Origin of the sequence: Limnohabitans sp., assembly GCF_044361645.1 — a bacterium.
Taxonomy (GTDB): domain Bacteria; phylum Pseudomonadota; class Gammaproteobacteria; order Burkholderiales; family Burkholderiaceae_C; genus Limnohabitans_A.
This window is the reverse complement of record NZ_JBIKIL010000041.1, coordinates 1-15,143: the sequence shown is the minus strand read 5'-3', so window position 1 is coordinate 15,143 and position 15,143 is coordinate 1. Positions and strand designations below refer to the sequence as shown.

Sequence of the window (15,143 nt, the reverse complement as noted above, 5' to 3'; positions counted from 1 at the left end):
CACACAAAAGGAGACCCCCAATGACCGCATTTTCGACCCGCCGAGACGCCCTCAAAGCCGGTGCCCTCACCGTTTTTGGCGCAGCACTCCCTTTCAGTGGCGTACAAGCGCAAAACCGGTATGCCAAATATGCCGGCAAGACCGTGGTGTTCAGCATACCGGCGCACCCGCACTACGACGCCATGCTCAAAATCTTGCCCCAGTTCACCCAAGAAACCGGCATCAAGGTCGAGGTGGACAAGTTGGCGATGGGGCGCATGAAAGAAAAGCAGCTGCTCGAGATGGCCAAGCCCTCTGGGGACTACGACTTGGGCTGCTACGTCGTCATGTGGAAAGGCGAATATGTGGCCAAAAATCTGATCCAGCCACTCGCCCCTTTTTTTGCCAATCCCGCATTGGCAGACCCCGCCTATGACATGAAAGACATTGTCCCCATCTACCTTGAAAACTTGGGCCTGGTGGGTGGCCCCAAGGGTTATTTGGCAGGACCCGGGGCCAAGCTTTACGGCCTGCCTTACGGTGCAGAAACCAGTGTTCTGGCCTACCGCCGCGACATCTTTGCCAAGCACCAGTTGACACCCCCTGACAACTACGAGGATTTCCGCAAAATCTTGCGCACCCTCAAAGACAAAGAAGGCATTGGCGCTCTGGCCAGCCGTGGGCAAGCCGGGCACCAAGTCGTGCATGCATGGTTGCTGCACCTCAACCCATTGGGCGGCAGTGTGTTCGATGACCAGTGGAAACCGCGATTCAACGACAAGTTTGGGGTTCAAGCCCTGCAATTTTTGCAAGAAGTCGTGGCCACCGGACCGGCTGGCATTGCGGGCTACGGTCAGGGCGAAAGCAACACCGCTTTTTTGCAGGGACAAGCCGCCATGTACTTGGACAGCACCTCGATTGCAGGCCTGGTCAACGACCCCAGCAAAAGCAAAATCGTGGGCAAGGTCAGTTGGGCCTTGCACCCCAAAGGCATGCGCAGAGCTTCGCAAAGCGGCGGACTGGGCTTGGCCATTCCCCAAAACGCCAAAAATCCGGAAGCCGCTTTTCTACTCATGCAGTGGCTCACCAGCAAAGCGCAAGACAAAGCCGTGACGATGGCGGGTGGCGCGCCCATGCGCAACAGCACCTTGAGAGACCAAGATGCCGTGCGCAAGCACCCCGAATTCATCACCTTCGTTGAAGCGCTCAAATACAGCGCACCAGACTGGCGCCCCATCATCCCGGTGTGGGACAACATCAACGTGCAAGCCTTGGGCGTCGGCCTGAGTGAAGCGCTCACGGGCAAGAAGAGCGCAGAAAAAGCCCTCAACGACTTGGTGCCGCAAGTCACGGCCATCATGCGTCAAGCCGGCTACAAGATCTGATCACCCCAAGCACTTGACATGAAGACCTCTCGCTGGGTTGCCGCCCTTTACATCGGCCCTGCCGTTCTCGTCATGGCCGTGGCCTGCCTTTACCCGGTGTTGAGTGCCTTCCAGCTGGCCGCTTACGACTGGTCCATGGGCACACCCTGGGCCTCGGCCCAATGGGTGGGCTGGGACAACGTGGTCCAAGCCTTGGGCAGCTCGCGGGTTTGGAACAGCTTATTGACCACTTTGCTGTTTGCGGCCATCTGCGTCACAGCCGAAATGCTGCTGGGCATCGCCCTGGCGCTGGCATTGGAAAAACCGGTGCGAGGCATGTCTTTTTTCAGGACCCTGTTCATCCTGCCCATGATGATTGCCCCCATCGCTGTAGGCTTGACTTGGCGCTACATCTTCGATGCCCAATTTGGCCTGGCCAATGCCTTGCTTCAATGGTTTGGTTTTGGCGCGCAAACTTGGCTCGCCGATCCCCAGTTGGCTTTCATGGCCATCGTCATTGCCGACATTTGGCAATGGACGCCCTTTGTCTTCATCATGATGATTGCCGCCTTGGCGGGCGTTGACCACTCGGTCATCGAAGCGGCACGCATCGATGGGGCCAACTGGTGGCAACAAACGCTGCGGGTCAAGTTACCCATGATCATGCACGTCATCGCCATCACCTTGATGATGCGCCTGATCGACGCCTTCCGAGTGCTCGAGGTCATTTATGTACTGACCTTTGGTGGCCCCGGAGACAGCACCGAAATACTGGCGCTGCACATTTACAAAACCGCTTTTATTGGCCAACAACTGGGGGTGGCCGCGGCCATCAGCATCTTGCTGTTGATGGTCGTCACAGTCCTCAGTTGGGGCGCATTGCGACTGTCCAACCCCATGAAAGGAGAGACCCCATGAAGCGCTCTTGGTGGCTCACCACGTCTCACTACGGTGTCTTGATTTTTTTGGCTTTGTTGTGCTTGGGGCCCATCTGGGTCATTTTTGCCACCAGCTTGCGCCAGCAAGTGGACATTTTTGCCAATCCGCTGAACTTCATTTTCATGCCCACACTTGAAAATTACCGGGCTGTGATCGAAGAGGACAAGTTCGACCGCTATTTGGTCAACAGCCTGTTTGTGGGCACCGTGTCCACCGTGATCACCTTGGTGCTGGGCTGCATGGCCGCCTATGGGCTGGCCCGATTTCGCTTTCCGGGTCGGCAGGCCGTGGCCTACACCACGCTTTTGTTGCGCACCGTGCCCCTGGCTGTGCTGGCCATTCCTGTGTTCCTGATCTGGAACGAATGGCAACTGGTCAACAGCCTTTGGGGTCTGGTGCTTTTGTATGTGGCGGTCAACCTGCCCTTCACCATCTGGCTTCTTTACGGTTTTGTGCTGCAGGTGCCGATTGAACTGGAGGAAGCCGCCGCCATGGATGGCTGTGGTCCGTTCCAAATTTTCACCAAAGTGCTGTTGCCGCTGATGGGGCCGGGCCTGGCTGCAGCCTCGATTTTCACCTTCCGCATTGCTTGGAATGAATTCATCCTGGCCTTGGTGCTCACCGATCGCCAAACCCGCACTTTGCCGGTGGCGGCCAGCTTGTTCATCACCGATCTGGGTGTGGACTGGGGCAAGGTCATGGCCATGACCAGTTTGATCGCGATACCGCCCTTGATTTTCACCTTCATTGCCGCACGGCAAATCATCACGGGGCTCACCGCAGGTGCCGTCAAGGGCTGAGCCATGGCCAAGCGCACATACCCATATAACCATGGGTTAGAACAACTCCCCCACAATCCGCGTCATGGGGATAGGCCACTACATCAAAGACATCGGACGCGGCAAAGACGGCGCGCGCGCACTGGGGCGTGCGCAAGCGGCTGACCTGATGGGCCAAGTTTTGGACCAGCAAGTGAGCGACCTGGAATTGGGCGCTTTTTGCATCGCCATGCGCATCAAGGGCGAGACCCCCGAAGAAATGGCTGGCTTTCTGGACGCGACACACGCCCGCTTGGTGCCGGTCCGCAATGGCCAGGCCCCCACGGTGGTGCTGCCCAGCTACAACGGTGCCCGCAAACTGCCGGTGCTGACCCCTTTGCTGGCCCTTTTGTTGGCGCGTGAAGGTGTGGCCGTGGTGCTGCATGGCATGGCCACCGAAGACAAACGGGTGAGCAGCCAGGCGGTGTGCGCGCATTTGGGCATCACGCCTTGTGGTGCCTCTGCACACCTCAAGGCCGGTGAGGTGGCGATGGTGCCCACGGGCGTGTTGAGCGCCGGGCTGGCCCAGCTGCTGTCTGTGCGCCGCGTGGTGGGCTTGCGCAACCCAGGGCACAGCCTGGTCAAGCTGATGAACCCCTGCGATGGCCCCGCCTTGGTGGTGAGCAGCTACACGCACCCCGAATATTTACAGTCCATGTCGGCCAGCTTTGCCCTGACGGGTCAACACGCGCTGCTGCTGCGTGGCACCGAAGGCGAAAGCGTCGCCGATGCCCGGCGCACCCCTGCCATGGACGTGTTCAAAAACGGCCAAACGCGGCGCGTGCAGGCCCCACAAGAAGGCCCCTTGGTGCAGGTGCCCGACCTGCCCGGCACAGATGCGCTGGCCACGGCGGCCTACATTCAGCGGGTTGTGCACGGCGAGCTGCCAGTGCCCGCGCCACTGGCGCTGCAAGTCCAGCACATCCTGCATGAGGTCAAGCCATGAACACATCCAGCACAGGCCGTTGCACCTTGGTCGGCGCGGGGCCAGGCGACCCAGAACTGCTGACCCTCAAAGCCGTCAAGGCCATTGCCAGCGCCACCGTGATTTTGTTGGACGACTTGGTCAACGACGCCGTACTGGCCCACGCCTCGCCCACCGCACGCATCGTGCATGTGGGCAAACGCGGCGGCTGCCAAAGCACGCCACAGGCCTTCATTGACAAACTGCTGATCTGTGCCGTGCAAGAGGGCGAACAGGTGGTGCGCCTCAAAGGCGGCGACCCCTTCATCTTTGGCCGGGGCGGCGAAGAGGTTGACCACCTGCGTGCGGCCGGTATCGACGTGCAGGTGGTCAACGGCATCACCTCGGGCTTGGCGGCCATGGCCAATTTGGGCGCACCGCTGACGCACCGCGAACACGCACATGGCGTGGTGTTCGTCACCGGCCACGCCAAACCTGGCGACAGCGGCACCGATTGGGTTCAACTGGCCCACACCGCCGCCCAAGCCAAATTGACACTGGTGATTTACATGGGTGTGAGCAGCTTGGAGCACATCGCCCAAGGGTTGCTGCAAGGCCTGCCCGCACACACCCCAGCGGCGGTGGTGCAAAACGCCAGCTTGCCTGCGCAGCGCGAAGCCTTGACCACGCTGGGCGAATTGGTGCACACCGTGCAAGGCGAACAGCTGCAAAGCCCCAGCATCATCGTGGTGGGCGATGTGGTGCAAGGGGCCAGGGCTTGGGCGGCACAGCCACACGCCGCGCAAAAAGCCGCCTGAGTTCAACCCCAGCCGCGCATCAGCATCAACAGCACCCCTTGGCGCAACGGTAGGCGGGGCAACACAGGGTCGGCGTGGTGTGCCGTCGTCTCCGCCCTGCGCCCTGTGTTGCACGAAGGGCAGACGCCCCGGCCTTTGCAGCACAAGGCAACACAGGGCTTGTGCCCGCAGCCGCCACAGCACACGCGGGCAAGCCCGTGGGCAAAGAGGCCGCATTCGGGTATTGGGCAAAGGTTTGGCGCACGCAGGGCTTGGGCATGGGGTGGTCGCCCTGGCCGTCGCTCCGACTCTCACCCCTTTGGACAAGGCCAGCCGGGGCGGGAGCGCACAGATTAAAGCTAAACTGAGTACCTTTTTCTGCCACGCACCTCGGCTTTCAAGCCAGGCCAAGAAACAAGCGCCATGGGCGTGGTGTGGCAAGCAACCCACATGGAACTCCCCCTTTATTGAGCATCCGCCATGAACCCGACTGACCACCCCGCTGTGCCCACCCCCTCTTTGCTGCCCCCCGATGATGACGATCGCGCAGCCCTTCACAATGAGGTGCACGCACGCCCCAGTGCACTGATTCGCATGCCTGCTCTGGTGGTGTATGTGGCGGTGCTCAACCAAGGGATTTCGCGTGAAACCGAGGGCGCGCATTTGCGTTTGCTACCGGGGCAAGCCGACCTGGATCTGGCGCGTTTGTCGGCCAACTTCGTGCGGCTGCGCTTAAACGGTTTCACCGTCAAATGGGAGCGCCACAGCGAATTCAGCCGTTACGTCATTGTGCAAAGCCTGCCCGAACAGGCCGGACTGGGCGCCGCCAACCCGGACTTGCAGTCCCACTTGGCTGTCAGTGCAGACTGGTTGCGGTCCATCCCGGGCAAGACCATCGCGGCCATCAAACTGGCCATGCTGCATGCCAACTTGGACACACGCGAAGAAACCCTGTCGCAGGCGCGCATCTGGTTTGGTGACAGCCCCTTTGTGGCCTCGCTGATGGGCAACAACGGACACTCTTGGGCGGTGAGTGACTTTGTGATGCGCTCCAGCGGGTTCGAGCGCATGCTGGTGCTGGCTCCGCCAGGCACATCGCGCAGCCGGGCTGGTCGCATTTCGCAACGCTTGCTGGAGCTGGAAACTTACCGGATGATGGCCTTGCGCGGCCTGCCCATTGCCAAGGCCCTCAACCCCATCTTGAGTGAAGCCGAACACGCGCTGCTCAGCATCACCGCCCAACTGGACAAGAAAAGCGCCTCAGACCAGGTGCTGTTGGACAGCCTGGTTGCGCTGGCCACCCAGGTTGAGCGTGCCACGGCTGAGCACACCTACCGATTCGCTGCCACACGGGCCTATGAGGCTTTGGTGAGCCAGCGGATTCGCGAATTGCGTGAGCAAGCCATTCCCGGCATGCAAACCTTGGGCGAGTTCATGCAGCGGCGTCTATCGCCCGCCATTGCCACCGTGGCGGCCACCGCGCAGCGCTTGGCGTCTTTGTCTGAGCGGGTGGCGCGCACCAGCGCCTTGTTGCGCACCCGGGTTGACATCGCCACTGCCGTGCAAAACCAACAACTGCTGGAAAAGCTCACCCGCGGCCAAGCCTTGCAGCTGCGCTTACAAAGCACGGTTGAAGGCCTGTCCATTGCCGCCATTTCTTACTATGTGATTAGTTTGCTGCTGTACGGTGCCAAGGCACTCAAAGGTGCCGGCCTTCCCCTGAACCCCGAGATCGCCGTGGGCGCCCTGATCCCTGTGGTGCTGTGGGCGGTGTGGCGGATTTCCCACCGCATTCAGGAAAAAATTTGTCCATCTTGAGTTTCAGCTGGAATTTCGGCTAAGCAACTGTCGGGCTTGGGGCGTCGAGAACAAATGATGAAAATTTCTGGAAGCTTTCAAGTGAAGAGGGGCTGGGGGCGCAATTGGCCGAAAACAGAATCAACTGTCGAACTCGGGCACCCTCGCCCGCCTCCTTGCTGGCTGGCCCGACCCGCACCTGTGCAGGTGGCGTCGGTTACGCCGCTGTGCTTTGTGCCAGCGCTGCTGCTGCAGATCTGAGCGGCGAGTCGTGCTGGACGATGTAGTGCAAGAGGCCAGGACCTGGGCTGCACAGCCGCAGAACGCGCAAAAAACTGCCTGCGTTCAGCCCCAGCTGCGCGTCAGCAGCTCATCGAGGGCATCGGCGATCACCTGCCCCTGATCGGCCAGACTGCCCACACACGGACCGAGCTGCTCGCTGGGCACAGACACCATGTCCAGCGGGTGCAGCACCAAGGTCTGGCCCTTGATTTTGAACACCGGATTCATGCGGGTACCGGACACTTTGGCCCCTGCTGGCAAGGCCGAACGCAGCACCAGTGGCACCACCACCCGGCGACGGTAGCCGTCAAACAACGAAGACTGCACCAGCACCACCATGGGAACCGTCTCGCGCATCGGGCCAGGGTTCAGGTGAACGTCGTATTGCGGCATGAAGGGCTCCGATGCGGCTTACAGCGTGGAGTGCCCGTCGGCGTAAGAACCAGACGCGTCATGCAGGGCATTCCATTCGGCCACGGCCCGCTGCGCCTGCTCACGGTGCTGCTGGCGTGCTTGCCGTTCAGACACCACATACACCTGCAGCATTTCTTCGACCTTGGCCGAGAGGTTGCCGCAATAGGCGCGGGACTCTTGCACCAGCGCTTCGCTGAGCGAGAGGTTGACAGGTTTTTTGACGGTGGATTCAAAAGCTGACATGGCACATGCTCCTTTAATGCGCATTGTATGCGCATGGTCAGCTGGCAAGCCCGCTACACTCTGGCGCATGAATCAATGGGATGCAGTGATCGTAGGGGCCGGGGCAGCCGGTTTGTTTTGCGCGGGCGTGGCGGGCCAGCGCGGCCTGAAGGTGCTGGTCATTGAGCACAGCGACAAAATCGCCGAAAAAATCCGCATCTCGGGTGGCGGGCGCTGCAATTTCACCAACCGCTTGCTCGACGCCTCGGCCCCGCAAAAGCATTTCATCAGCCAAAACCCGCATTTTTGCCGCTCGGCCCTGTCGCGCTACACACCGCAAGACTTCGTCGACCTGGTGCAAAAGCACGGCATCGCTTTTCATGAAAAGCACAAAGGCCAGTTGTTTTGCGACCACTCGGCCGAAGACATCATCCGCATGTTGATGGCCGAATGCGCCGCTGGGGGAGTGGAGATCCGCACCGGCTGCAGTGTCAAATCGGTACAAGCGGTACAAGCGCCCACCGAACTCCACAACGGCTTCATTCTGAGCACCAGCGAGGGTCCGATTCAAACCACGTCTTTGGTGGTGGCCACAGGCGGGCTGTCGATTCCCAAAATCGGCGCCAGCGACTGGGGCTACCGCATCGCCAGCCAGTTTGGCCTGCGCTTGGTGGAGCGCCGCGCGGGCTTGGTGCCACTCACCTTCGACGGCGCGGCCTGGGCACCCTATGCCCAGCTGGCCGGACTCGCACTGCCGGTGTCCATCGAGACAGGCGAGAAAAAAAGCCGCATGCACTTTGACGAAGACCTGCTGTTCACCCACCGGGGCTTGTCCGGGCCGGGTGTATTGCAAATTTCGAGCTATTGGCAAGAAGGCACACCGATTCGCCTGAACCTGGCGCCAGACATGAACCTGCCCGAGCGCCTGCAAGAAGCCAAATTGCGCTCCAAAAAACTGCTGGGCAACGAGCTGGCCACGCTGGTGCCCAGCCGCTTGGCCGAGGCCTGGATCAGCCAAGACCCGGCCTTGCAGCGCACCGCGGCCGATGTGCCCGACAAAGCCCTGAACAAACTGGCCAAAGCCCTGGCGAACTGGCAACTCACACCCACCGGCAGCGAAGGCTACAAAAAGGCCGAAGTGACCCTGGGCGGGGTGGACACGCGCGATGTGTCCTCGCAAAGCATGGAGTCCAAACAAGCCGGGCTGTACTTCATTGGCGAGGTGATCGACGTGACGGGTTGGCTGGGTGGCTACAACTTCCAATGGGCCTGGGCCAGTGGCCAAGCGTGCGCCGAGGCTTTGGCAAGCCCACAAGGACCCCGCTCACAGGCCAAAGCCAGCTGAAATATTGGATTTCATGGCTATAATCTCAGGCTTTGCTGGCAAACCCCCGTCGGCCAAATACTAGTTCATGACGGGGAACCGCCGAAACTGGCTTTCAAGGGCCCGATCTCCCTTGCTGGCGCAGACGGCACATTTTTTTTGGAAACTTTGATTCAATGACCACCATCCGCGTGAAAGAAAACGAGCCGTTTGACGTTGCCCTGCGTCGCTTCAAGCGCACCATCGAAAAACTGGGCTTGCTCACCGACCTGCGTGCCCGCGAGTTCTACGAAAAGCCCACGACCGAGCGCAAGCGCAAAAAGTCGGCCGCTGTCAAGCGCCACTACAAGCGCGTTCGCAGCATGCAGTTGCCCAAGAAGATGTATTGATCTTGCCCTTGGTATGACCTGCCAAGGTCTGCAAACAAGCCCGCTGGAGGACGCTCAGGCGGGCTTTGTTGTTTCTGATTTCCTTTTTCTAAATTGCCATTCTTGGAGCCTCTCATGCGCCTGAAAGAACAGATCACCGAAGACATGAAAACCGCCATGCGCGCCAAAGACGCCGAGCGTCTGGGCACCATACGCTTGCTGCTGTCGGCCATGAAGCAAAAAGAAGTGGACGAGCGCATCGAGCTGGACGATGTGATGGTGGTGGCCATCGTGGACAAGCTCATCAAGCAACGCAAGGACTCGATCGCCGCTTTTGAGCAAGCCGCCCGCCAAGACCTGGCCGACAAGGAAAAAGCCGAGATGGCCGTGTTGCTGGCCTACCTGCCTGCACGCATGTCGGCCGAAGAAGTCACGGCGGCCGTGCAGGCCATCGTGGCCCAGCTGGGCGAAGAAATGGGCAAGAAGGTGGGCCCTGGCGACATGGGCAAGGTCATGGGCGCCGTCAAGGCCCAGTTGGCAGGCAAGGCCGACATGGGGCAAGTGTCGGCTGCGGTAAAGGCGGCACTGGCGGGCTGATCGCGGTCGGAGGCCGCTCCTACAAGCTTCATGCGAATCGCGGTCGGAGACCGCTCCTACAAGGTTCTGTCTGATCGCGGTCGCAGACCGCTCCTACAGAGACAGAGGGCTCATTGTGCTTGCTGTGCTTGCTGTGCTTGCTGTGCTTGCTGTGCTTGCTGTGGGAGCGGTCTCTGACCGCGAAAACCCAGGCCAAAACGCAAGATCAAGCACGTTTTGAGGATGATCGCGGTCGGAGACCGCTCCCAGAAGCTTCATGCGGATCGCGGTCTTAGACCACTCCTACCAGGCATGGAGGATTTCAGGTTTGCAAGATCAAAGCTGCCCCGGCCACGGCCAAAACTGCCCCGCCCCAAGCCCCCCAAGCCGGGTGGCGACGGTAGACCACCCACAGCAGCGGCAACAGCAAAATCGGGGTGAGCGACGAGAAAATCCCCACCAAATAGGCCTGGCCGGTTTTCAGCGCCTGCGACACCAAGGTCATGCCCAAGGCCATGGCCACCACCGCACTGGCCGCCGTGTTGAACAAGATGCGGGGATTCAAGGGGCTTTGCAGCCGCGCCACTTGGGCACCTGCCCACAGCAGCGCCAAGTGCGCCAAAAAACTGGCCGATGTGCGCACGGCAGAAGCAGACACCGCGTCCACGCCCGCCACCATCAAAGGCTTGATCATCAAGGTGGCGGCCGAATGGCTGACGGCCGCCACCAGCCCCAAGACAACACCCGTCCACAAAGACCCTTGGGTGTTTTCCCAGGCATGGGTTTCGCTCTCGCGGCGGCCCCACACAATCGCCACCATCACACCCGAGACCAGCAAACTGCCGCCCACCAAAGTCCAGCCCCACAGGGTTTCACCCAAAAACAGCCAGGCCAGCAAGGTCGAAAACAAGGCGTGCGTGGCAAACAGCACACCGCTGCGGCGCGGCCCCAGCCGGTTCATGCAGGCGAACAAAGCGGTGTCACCGATGAAGATGCCAATCAAACCGGACAAGGCCAGCAGCGCCACGCTTGGGCCATCGAGGCTGCGCCAATGCCCGGTGAACAGCGCCAGCGCCCACAGCAAGGTGAGCGCAAAAAACAAGCGCCAGCGTGTGAAGGCAAAAGCCCCCATGCGGCTCGAAGCCGCCGCCGAGAACAAACTGCCCACCGCCCAAGACACGGCAGCCAGCGCCGCCAAAAGTTCGGCCTGCACAGCGCTGCGGCCTTAACTGCCCGCCAGCTTCATGCGGTTGAGCAAGATGGAGCCGGTGGATTTGGCCCCCATGTTGTAGGTGTCTGCGCCCACCGCCTCGATGCCCTTGAACATGTCTTTGAGGTTGCCCGCGATGGTGATCTCGTGCACCGGGTAGGCGATCTGGCCGTTTTCCACCCAAAAGCCGCTGGCCCCGCGTGAATAGTCACCGGTCACATAGTTCACGCCCTGCCCCATCAACTCGATCACAAACAAGCCCGTGCCCAGTTTTTGCAGCATGGCGTTGAGGTCATCACCCGGCTGTGTCAGGCGCGAAGTCATCGACAAGTTGTGCGAACCGCCCGAGTTGCCGGTGGTCTTCATGCCCAGTTTGCGGGCCGAATAACTGCTCAAAAAGTAGCCCTCCACACGGCCACCTTTGACCACCTGGCGGCGCGCCGAGCGCACGCCTTCGTCGTCAAAAGGCGAGCTGCCTTTGCCGCGCAGCACAAAAGGGTCTTCTTCGATGTCGATGTGTTTGGGGAACACTTTTTTGCCCAGCGAGTCGAGCAAAAAGCTGCTCTTGCGGTACAGCGCGCCACCGCTCACGGCCTGCACAAAGCCGCCCAGCAAGCCAGCGGCCACGGGCGACTCAAACAGCACAGGGCACTCGGTGGTGGCGATTTTGCGCGCGCCTAAGCGCGACAAGGCGCGCTCTGCGGCGTAGCGGCCGACCGCTTCGACCGAGGCCAACTCGTCGGCTGAGCGCATCGAGGTGTACCAGGCATCGCGCTGCATCTCGGCGTTGCGCCCGGGCAGTTTGGCGATGGGCGCGACCGATACGCTGTGGCGCGAGCTGGCATAACCGCCGCGAAAGCCGTGCGTGTGGGCGCTGAAAAAATGGCTCTGCTGGGCCGACACGGCCGCGCCGTCGCTGTTGGTGATGCGGCGGCTGGTTTTGAGCGCCGCAGCTTCGCACTGCAAGGCCAGCTTGGCCGCTTCTTCGCTGTTGATCGCCCAAGGGTGGAACAAATCCAGATCGCGGTGCTTCGTTTCGATGTCGGCTTCGTCGGGCAAGCCGGCTGTCGGGTCTTCGGCCGTGAAGCGGGCGATGTCATAGGCCGCTTGCACCGTGCGCTCGATCGCCGCTTTGGAAAAGTCCGAGGTGCTGGCATTGCCCCGGCGGTGGTCCACATACACCGTCACGCCCAGCGATTTGTCGCGGTTGCGCTCCACGTTTTCGAGCTCGCCCTTGCGCACGCTCACCGACAGGCCGCAGCCTTCCGATGCCTCGGCACCCGCATTGGTGGCACCCAGCTTTTTGGCATGGTGCAAGGCGGTGTCCACCAGTTCTTCAAAATGGTCGCGCGAATAACTGAAGCCGTCATGGGCTTGGGCGTGGGATGCGGTGGCAGGGGTGTTTTTTTTCACGGAACTTTTCACGGAAGGGATCTCGAAAAAAATGGCGGGCGCCAGGCCCGCAGTGGCCGCTATGATACTTGGCACCTGGCCCCTGCGCTGCACACAAGAACGAGTTCTCCCATCCATGTCCCGTAAACCCAAAAAAGGCTATTTCGTCCGCGGTCAGTTTGTTGCCGAGGGCAGCGAACTGGACCTGGAGTACAAGCGCGAGCTCAAGGGCGGGCTCGACGGCCCCAGCCGCACCGAACTCAAGCGCGAAAGCACCGAACTGCAAGACCTCGGCACAGATCTGCTCGCCTTGCGCCGCGACCTGATGGAAGGCCTGACTTTGCCTGACAAACTGGTCGATGGCTTGGCCGAAGCCAAACGCATCACCAACTTTGAAGGCAAGCGCCGCCAGATGCAGTTCATCGGCAAGCAAATGCGCCTGCTCAGCCCCGAAACCCTGCAAGCCGTGCGCGAAGCGCTGGACATCCAGCGCCTGGGCAGCGCCAAAGACACCCAAGCGCTGCACCTGGCCGAAGCCTGGCGCGACCGCCTGATCGCCGACGACGCGGCCGTGGGCGAATGGCTGGCGCACCACCCCCAAACCGACATCCAGCAATTGCGCGCCCTGGTGCGCCAAGCCCGCAAAGACGCGGTGCCCGTGAGCAACGCGGCGGTCTCGCAAGGCCTGGCGCCCCGTCAGGGCCGCGCCTACCGCGAGCTGTTCAAACTGGTGCGCAGTGTGCTGACGGGTGGCCAAAGCGATGAGACCCCCGACGAGGAAGCTGAAGATGAGTGAACCCAACGCCACGATCCCTTTTGATCCCGTCAAGATCGGCATCGTGTCCATCAGTGACCGCGCCAGCACCGGCGTTTACGAAGACAAAGGCCTGCCGGCATTGCAAGACTGGTTGACCCGTGCGCTGCACAACCCGATCCACTTCGAGCCACGCCTGATCCCCGACGAAAAAGAGCGCATCAGCGTCACCCTGATCGAGTTGGTCAATGCGGGATGCAACTTGGTGCTCACCACCGGCGGCACTGGCCCGGCCCTGCGCGATGTCACCCCCGAAGCCACGCTGGCCGTGGCCGACAAGGAAATGCCCGGCTTTGGCGAGCAAATGCGCCAGATCAGCCTGAAGTTTGTGCCCACCGCGATTTTGTCGCGCCAAGTGGCCGTGATCCGGGGCCAGAGCCTGATCATCAACCTGCCCGGTCAACCCAAATCGATTGCCGAGACGCTGGAGGGCCTGAAAGACTCCGACGGCCAGGCCGTGGTGCACGGCATTTTTGCGGCCGTGCCTTATTGCGTCGATTTGATTGGCGGCCCGTACCTGGAAACCAAGGTCGAGGTCTGCAAGGCGTTTCGCCCCAAAACGGCGGTTCGCCCAGCCCGTTGAACACGGGCCCTGGCCCGCAAAGCCATCAAGAAGGCTTGTGCAGCAAAGCCACAGCACGCGCCTCGATGCTTTGGCCCATGCCCACAGGCCCCAGCTTTTCGGCCGTCTTGGCCTTCACGTTCACCTGATCCAGCGCCACACCCAAAGCCTGGGCCACGCCCGCATTGATGGCCGCCATGTGCGGGGCCAGTTTGGGCGCTTGGGCCACGATGGTGCTGTCCACATTCACCAACTCCCAGCCTTGCGCCCGCACGCGGCGCATGGCTTCTTGCAACAGCACCGACGAATCGGCCCCTTTGAACTGGGCATCGGTGTCCGGAAAGTGCCGCCCAATGTCGCCCAAACCTGCCGCGCCCAGCACCGCATCGGTGATGGCATGCAGCAGCACATCGGCGTCGGAATGCCCCATCAGACCGGTGGTGTGCGGGATGGTCACGCCCCCCAAAATCAGGGGGCGGCCTGGCACCAAAGCGTGCACGTCCCAGCCTTCGCCAATGCGCATGCTCATGTTCTGCCTTTCAAAACCAACTCTGCAAACGCCAAGTCGGCCGGGTAAGTGACTTTCAAATTGTGCGCCGAGCCTGGCACCAAGCGGGGCGACTGGCCCAGGCGCTCTATGGCGCTCGACTCGTCGGTGATGCCCGCAAACGCTGTGGCCGATGCATGGGCCAAGGCCGCATGCAACGCGCCCAAGCGGAACATCTGCGGGGTTTGTGCCAACCACTTGTCTTCGCGCGGCACGGTAGCGTCCACCCGAGGGCCGCTTGGGGATGGCGCGCTCTGGGTTGTCGAGGTTTGGACTTTCAAGGTGTCCGGTAAGGGCACGGCCAGCAAACCACCCACCGCATCGTCTCGGCAAGCCTCGATCAGCTGCGACACCGCCTCGGGCGTGATCAGGCAACGCGCCGCATCGTGCACCAGCACCCAATCGTGGGCAGGCACCCCGGCTTGCAGCATGACACCCAGGCCATTGAAAACGCTGGCGGCACGCGTGGCACCGCCACAGGCCTCGCGCCTGAAATGGTCAGGCCAATTGACTGTAGGCCATTCAAAACTGTCTCCCGGCGACACAATCACCCAGCCACTGCTCAACTGTGGCACCCGGGCCAAGGCCTGCAAAGTGTGCATGACCATGGCTTGCCCCAACAACATTTGGTACTGCTTGGCTTGGGCTGTGCCCGCGCGGCTGCCTGTGCCTGCGCAAGGAATCAGGGCATGGAAACTGGGCGTGTCTGGGGTGCTCGGCATGGATTTGGATTGTAGGTCGGCCAGCACATCAATACGCCCATGTGGGGGCAGTGGCCTTATCTGTGGGAGCGGTCTCCGACCGCGATACGGCTCGATTGAAAATCATCGCGGT

Annotated in this window: 17 protein-coding genes and 1 pseudogene; 11 read left to right on the top strand and 7 right to left on the bottom strand. The window is 61.2% G+C overall.

Going from position 1 to position 15,143, the window contains the following annotated elements; all coding sequences use genetic code 11:
- Positions 1-20: 20 nt before the first annotated feature.
- From ACIQ39_RS08370 to cobA, 5 genes are all read left to right on the top strand, one after another.
- Positions 21-1,364, top strand: a complete 1,344-nt coding sequence (locus ACIQ39_RS08370) for an ABC transporter substrate-binding protein (protein WP_396434156.1) — start codon at positions 21-23, stop codon at positions 1,362-1,364.
- 18 nt (positions 1,365-1,382) lie between these two features.
- On the top strand, positions 1,383-2,261 hold the full coding sequence (locus ACIQ39_RS08365; protein ID WP_396434155.1) for a carbohydrate ABC transporter permease: 879 nt from the start codon (positions 1,383-1,385) through the stop codon (positions 2,259-2,261).
- The gene (locus ACIQ39_RS08360; RefSeq protein WP_396434154.1) at positions 2,258-3,082 is read left to right on the top strand and encodes a carbohydrate ABC transporter permease; all 825 of its coding nucleotides are present in this window, start codon (positions 2,258-2,260) and stop codon (positions 3,080-3,082) included. The genes ACIQ39_RS08365 and ACIQ39_RS08360 overlap by 4 nt, the downstream gene beginning before the upstream one ends.
- A 64-nt stretch (positions 3,083-3,146) precedes the next feature.
- Entirely contained in the window at positions 3,147-4,046 is a 900-nt protein-coding gene (gene ybiB / locus ACIQ39_RS08355) for a DNA-binding protein YbiB (protein ID WP_396434153.1), read from the top strand.
- The gene (gene cobA, locus ACIQ39_RS08350) at positions 4,043-4,822 is read left to right on the top strand and encodes a uroporphyrinogen-III C-methyltransferase (protein WP_396434152.1); all 780 of its coding nucleotides are present in this window, start codon (positions 4,043-4,045) and stop codon (positions 4,820-4,822) included. Before ybiB ends, cobA begins: the two co-directional genes overlap by 4 nt.
- A gap of 29 nt (positions 4,823-4,851) precedes the next feature.
- Here cobA and ACIQ39_RS08345 read toward each other — a convergent pair.
- A pseudogene (locus ACIQ39_RS08345) lies at positions 4,852-5,102 on the bottom strand (transposase zinc-binding domain-containing protein); the annotation flags it as partial.
- 179 nt (positions 5,103-5,281) lie between these two features.
- On the opposite strand from ACIQ39_RS08345, the gene ACIQ39_RS08340 reads away from it, so the two are divergent.
- Positions 5,282-6,619, top strand: a complete 1,338-nt coding sequence (locus ACIQ39_RS08340) for a DUF3422 family protein (RefSeq protein WP_396434151.1) — start codon at positions 5,282-5,284, stop codon at positions 6,617-6,619.
- A 324-nt stretch (positions 6,620-6,943) separates the two neighbouring features.
- Here the strand turns inward: ACIQ39_RS08340 and ACIQ39_RS08335 are convergent, their stop codons facing one another.
- The gene (locus ACIQ39_RS08335) at positions 6,944-7,273 is read right to left on the bottom strand and encodes a CcdB family protein (protein WP_396434150.1); all 330 of its coding nucleotides are present in this window, start codon (positions 7,271-7,273) and stop codon (positions 6,944-6,946) included.
- Between the two features lie 18 nt (positions 7,274-7,291).
- Complete coding sequence (locus ACIQ39_RS08330; RefSeq protein ID WP_396434149.1) at positions 7,292-7,537, bottom strand: type II toxin-antitoxin system CcdA family antitoxin; 246 nt, start codon at positions 7,535-7,537, stop codon at positions 7,292-7,294.
- Between the two features lie 67 nt (positions 7,538-7,604).
- On the opposite strand from ACIQ39_RS08330, the gene ACIQ39_RS08325 reads away from it, so the two are divergent.
- The 3 genes from ACIQ39_RS08325 to ACIQ39_RS08315 all read left to right on the top strand — a co-directional run bounded on the left by ACIQ39_RS08325 (position 7,605) and on the right by ACIQ39_RS08315 (position 9,805).
- On the top strand, positions 7,605-8,861 hold the full coding sequence (locus ACIQ39_RS08325) for an NAD(P)/FAD-dependent oxidoreductase (protein WP_396434148.1): 1,257 nt from the start codon (positions 7,605-7,607) through the stop codon (positions 8,859-8,861).
- Positions 8,862-9,016: 155 nt separating this feature from the next.
- Positions 9,017-9,229 (top strand): 30S ribosomal protein S21, encoded by a 213-nt coding sequence (gene rpsU / locus ACIQ39_RS08320; protein WP_019428257.1) that lies wholly within the window; start codon positions 9,017-9,019, stop codon positions 9,227-9,229.
- A gap of 114 nt (positions 9,230-9,343) precedes the next feature.
- Complete coding sequence (locus ACIQ39_RS08315; RefSeq protein ID WP_396434147.1) at positions 9,344-9,805, top strand: GatB/YqeY domain-containing protein; 462 nt, start codon at positions 9,344-9,346, stop codon at positions 9,803-9,805.
- 301 nt (positions 9,806-10,106) lie between these two features.
- Here ACIQ39_RS08315 and ACIQ39_RS08310 read toward each other — a convergent pair whose 3' ends face one another.
- Both ACIQ39_RS08310 and pmbA read right to left on the bottom strand, forming a co-directional pair.
- Positions 10,107-10,997, bottom strand: a complete 891-nt coding sequence (locus tag ACIQ39_RS08310; RefSeq protein WP_396434146.1) for a DMT family transporter — start codon at positions 10,995-10,997, stop codon at positions 10,107-10,109.
- A 12-nt stretch (positions 10,998-11,009) separates the two neighbouring features.
- Complete coding sequence (gene pmbA, locus ACIQ39_RS08305) at positions 11,010-12,500, bottom strand: metalloprotease PmbA (protein ID WP_396434170.1); 1,491 nt, start codon at positions 12,498-12,500, stop codon at positions 11,010-11,012.
- Between the two features lie 22 nt (positions 12,501-12,522).
- Here pmbA and yjgA point away from each other — a divergent pair, with 22 nt between their 5' ends.
- Both yjgA and mog read left to right on the top strand, forming a co-directional pair.
- On the top strand, positions 12,523-13,182 hold the full coding sequence (gene yjgA / locus ACIQ39_RS08300; RefSeq protein ID WP_396434145.1) for a ribosome biogenesis factor YjgA: 660 nt from the start codon (positions 12,523-12,525) through the stop codon (positions 13,180-13,182).
- The gene (gene mog, locus ACIQ39_RS08295; RefSeq protein WP_396434144.1) at positions 13,175-13,783 is read left to right on the top strand and encodes a molybdopterin adenylyltransferase; all 609 of its coding nucleotides are present in this window, start codon (positions 13,175-13,177) and stop codon (positions 13,781-13,783) included. The genes yjgA and mog overlap by 8 nt, the downstream gene beginning before the upstream one ends.
- A 25-nt stretch (positions 13,784-13,808) precedes the next feature.
- Here mog and ispF read toward each other — a convergent pair whose 3' ends face one another.
- On the bottom strand, positions 13,809-14,291 hold the full coding sequence (gene ispF / locus ACIQ39_RS08290; RefSeq protein ID WP_396434143.1) for a 2-C-methyl-D-erythritol 2,4-cyclodiphosphate synthase: 483 nt from the start codon (positions 14,289-14,291) through the stop codon (positions 13,809-13,811).
- Entirely contained in the window at positions 14,288-15,031 is a 744-nt protein-coding gene (ispD, locus tag ACIQ39_RS08285) for a 2-C-methyl-D-erythritol 4-phosphate cytidylyltransferase (RefSeq protein ID WP_396434142.1), read from the bottom strand. The genes ispF and ispD overlap by 4 nt, the downstream gene beginning before the upstream one ends.
- Positions 15,032-15,143: the final 112 nt, after the last annotated feature.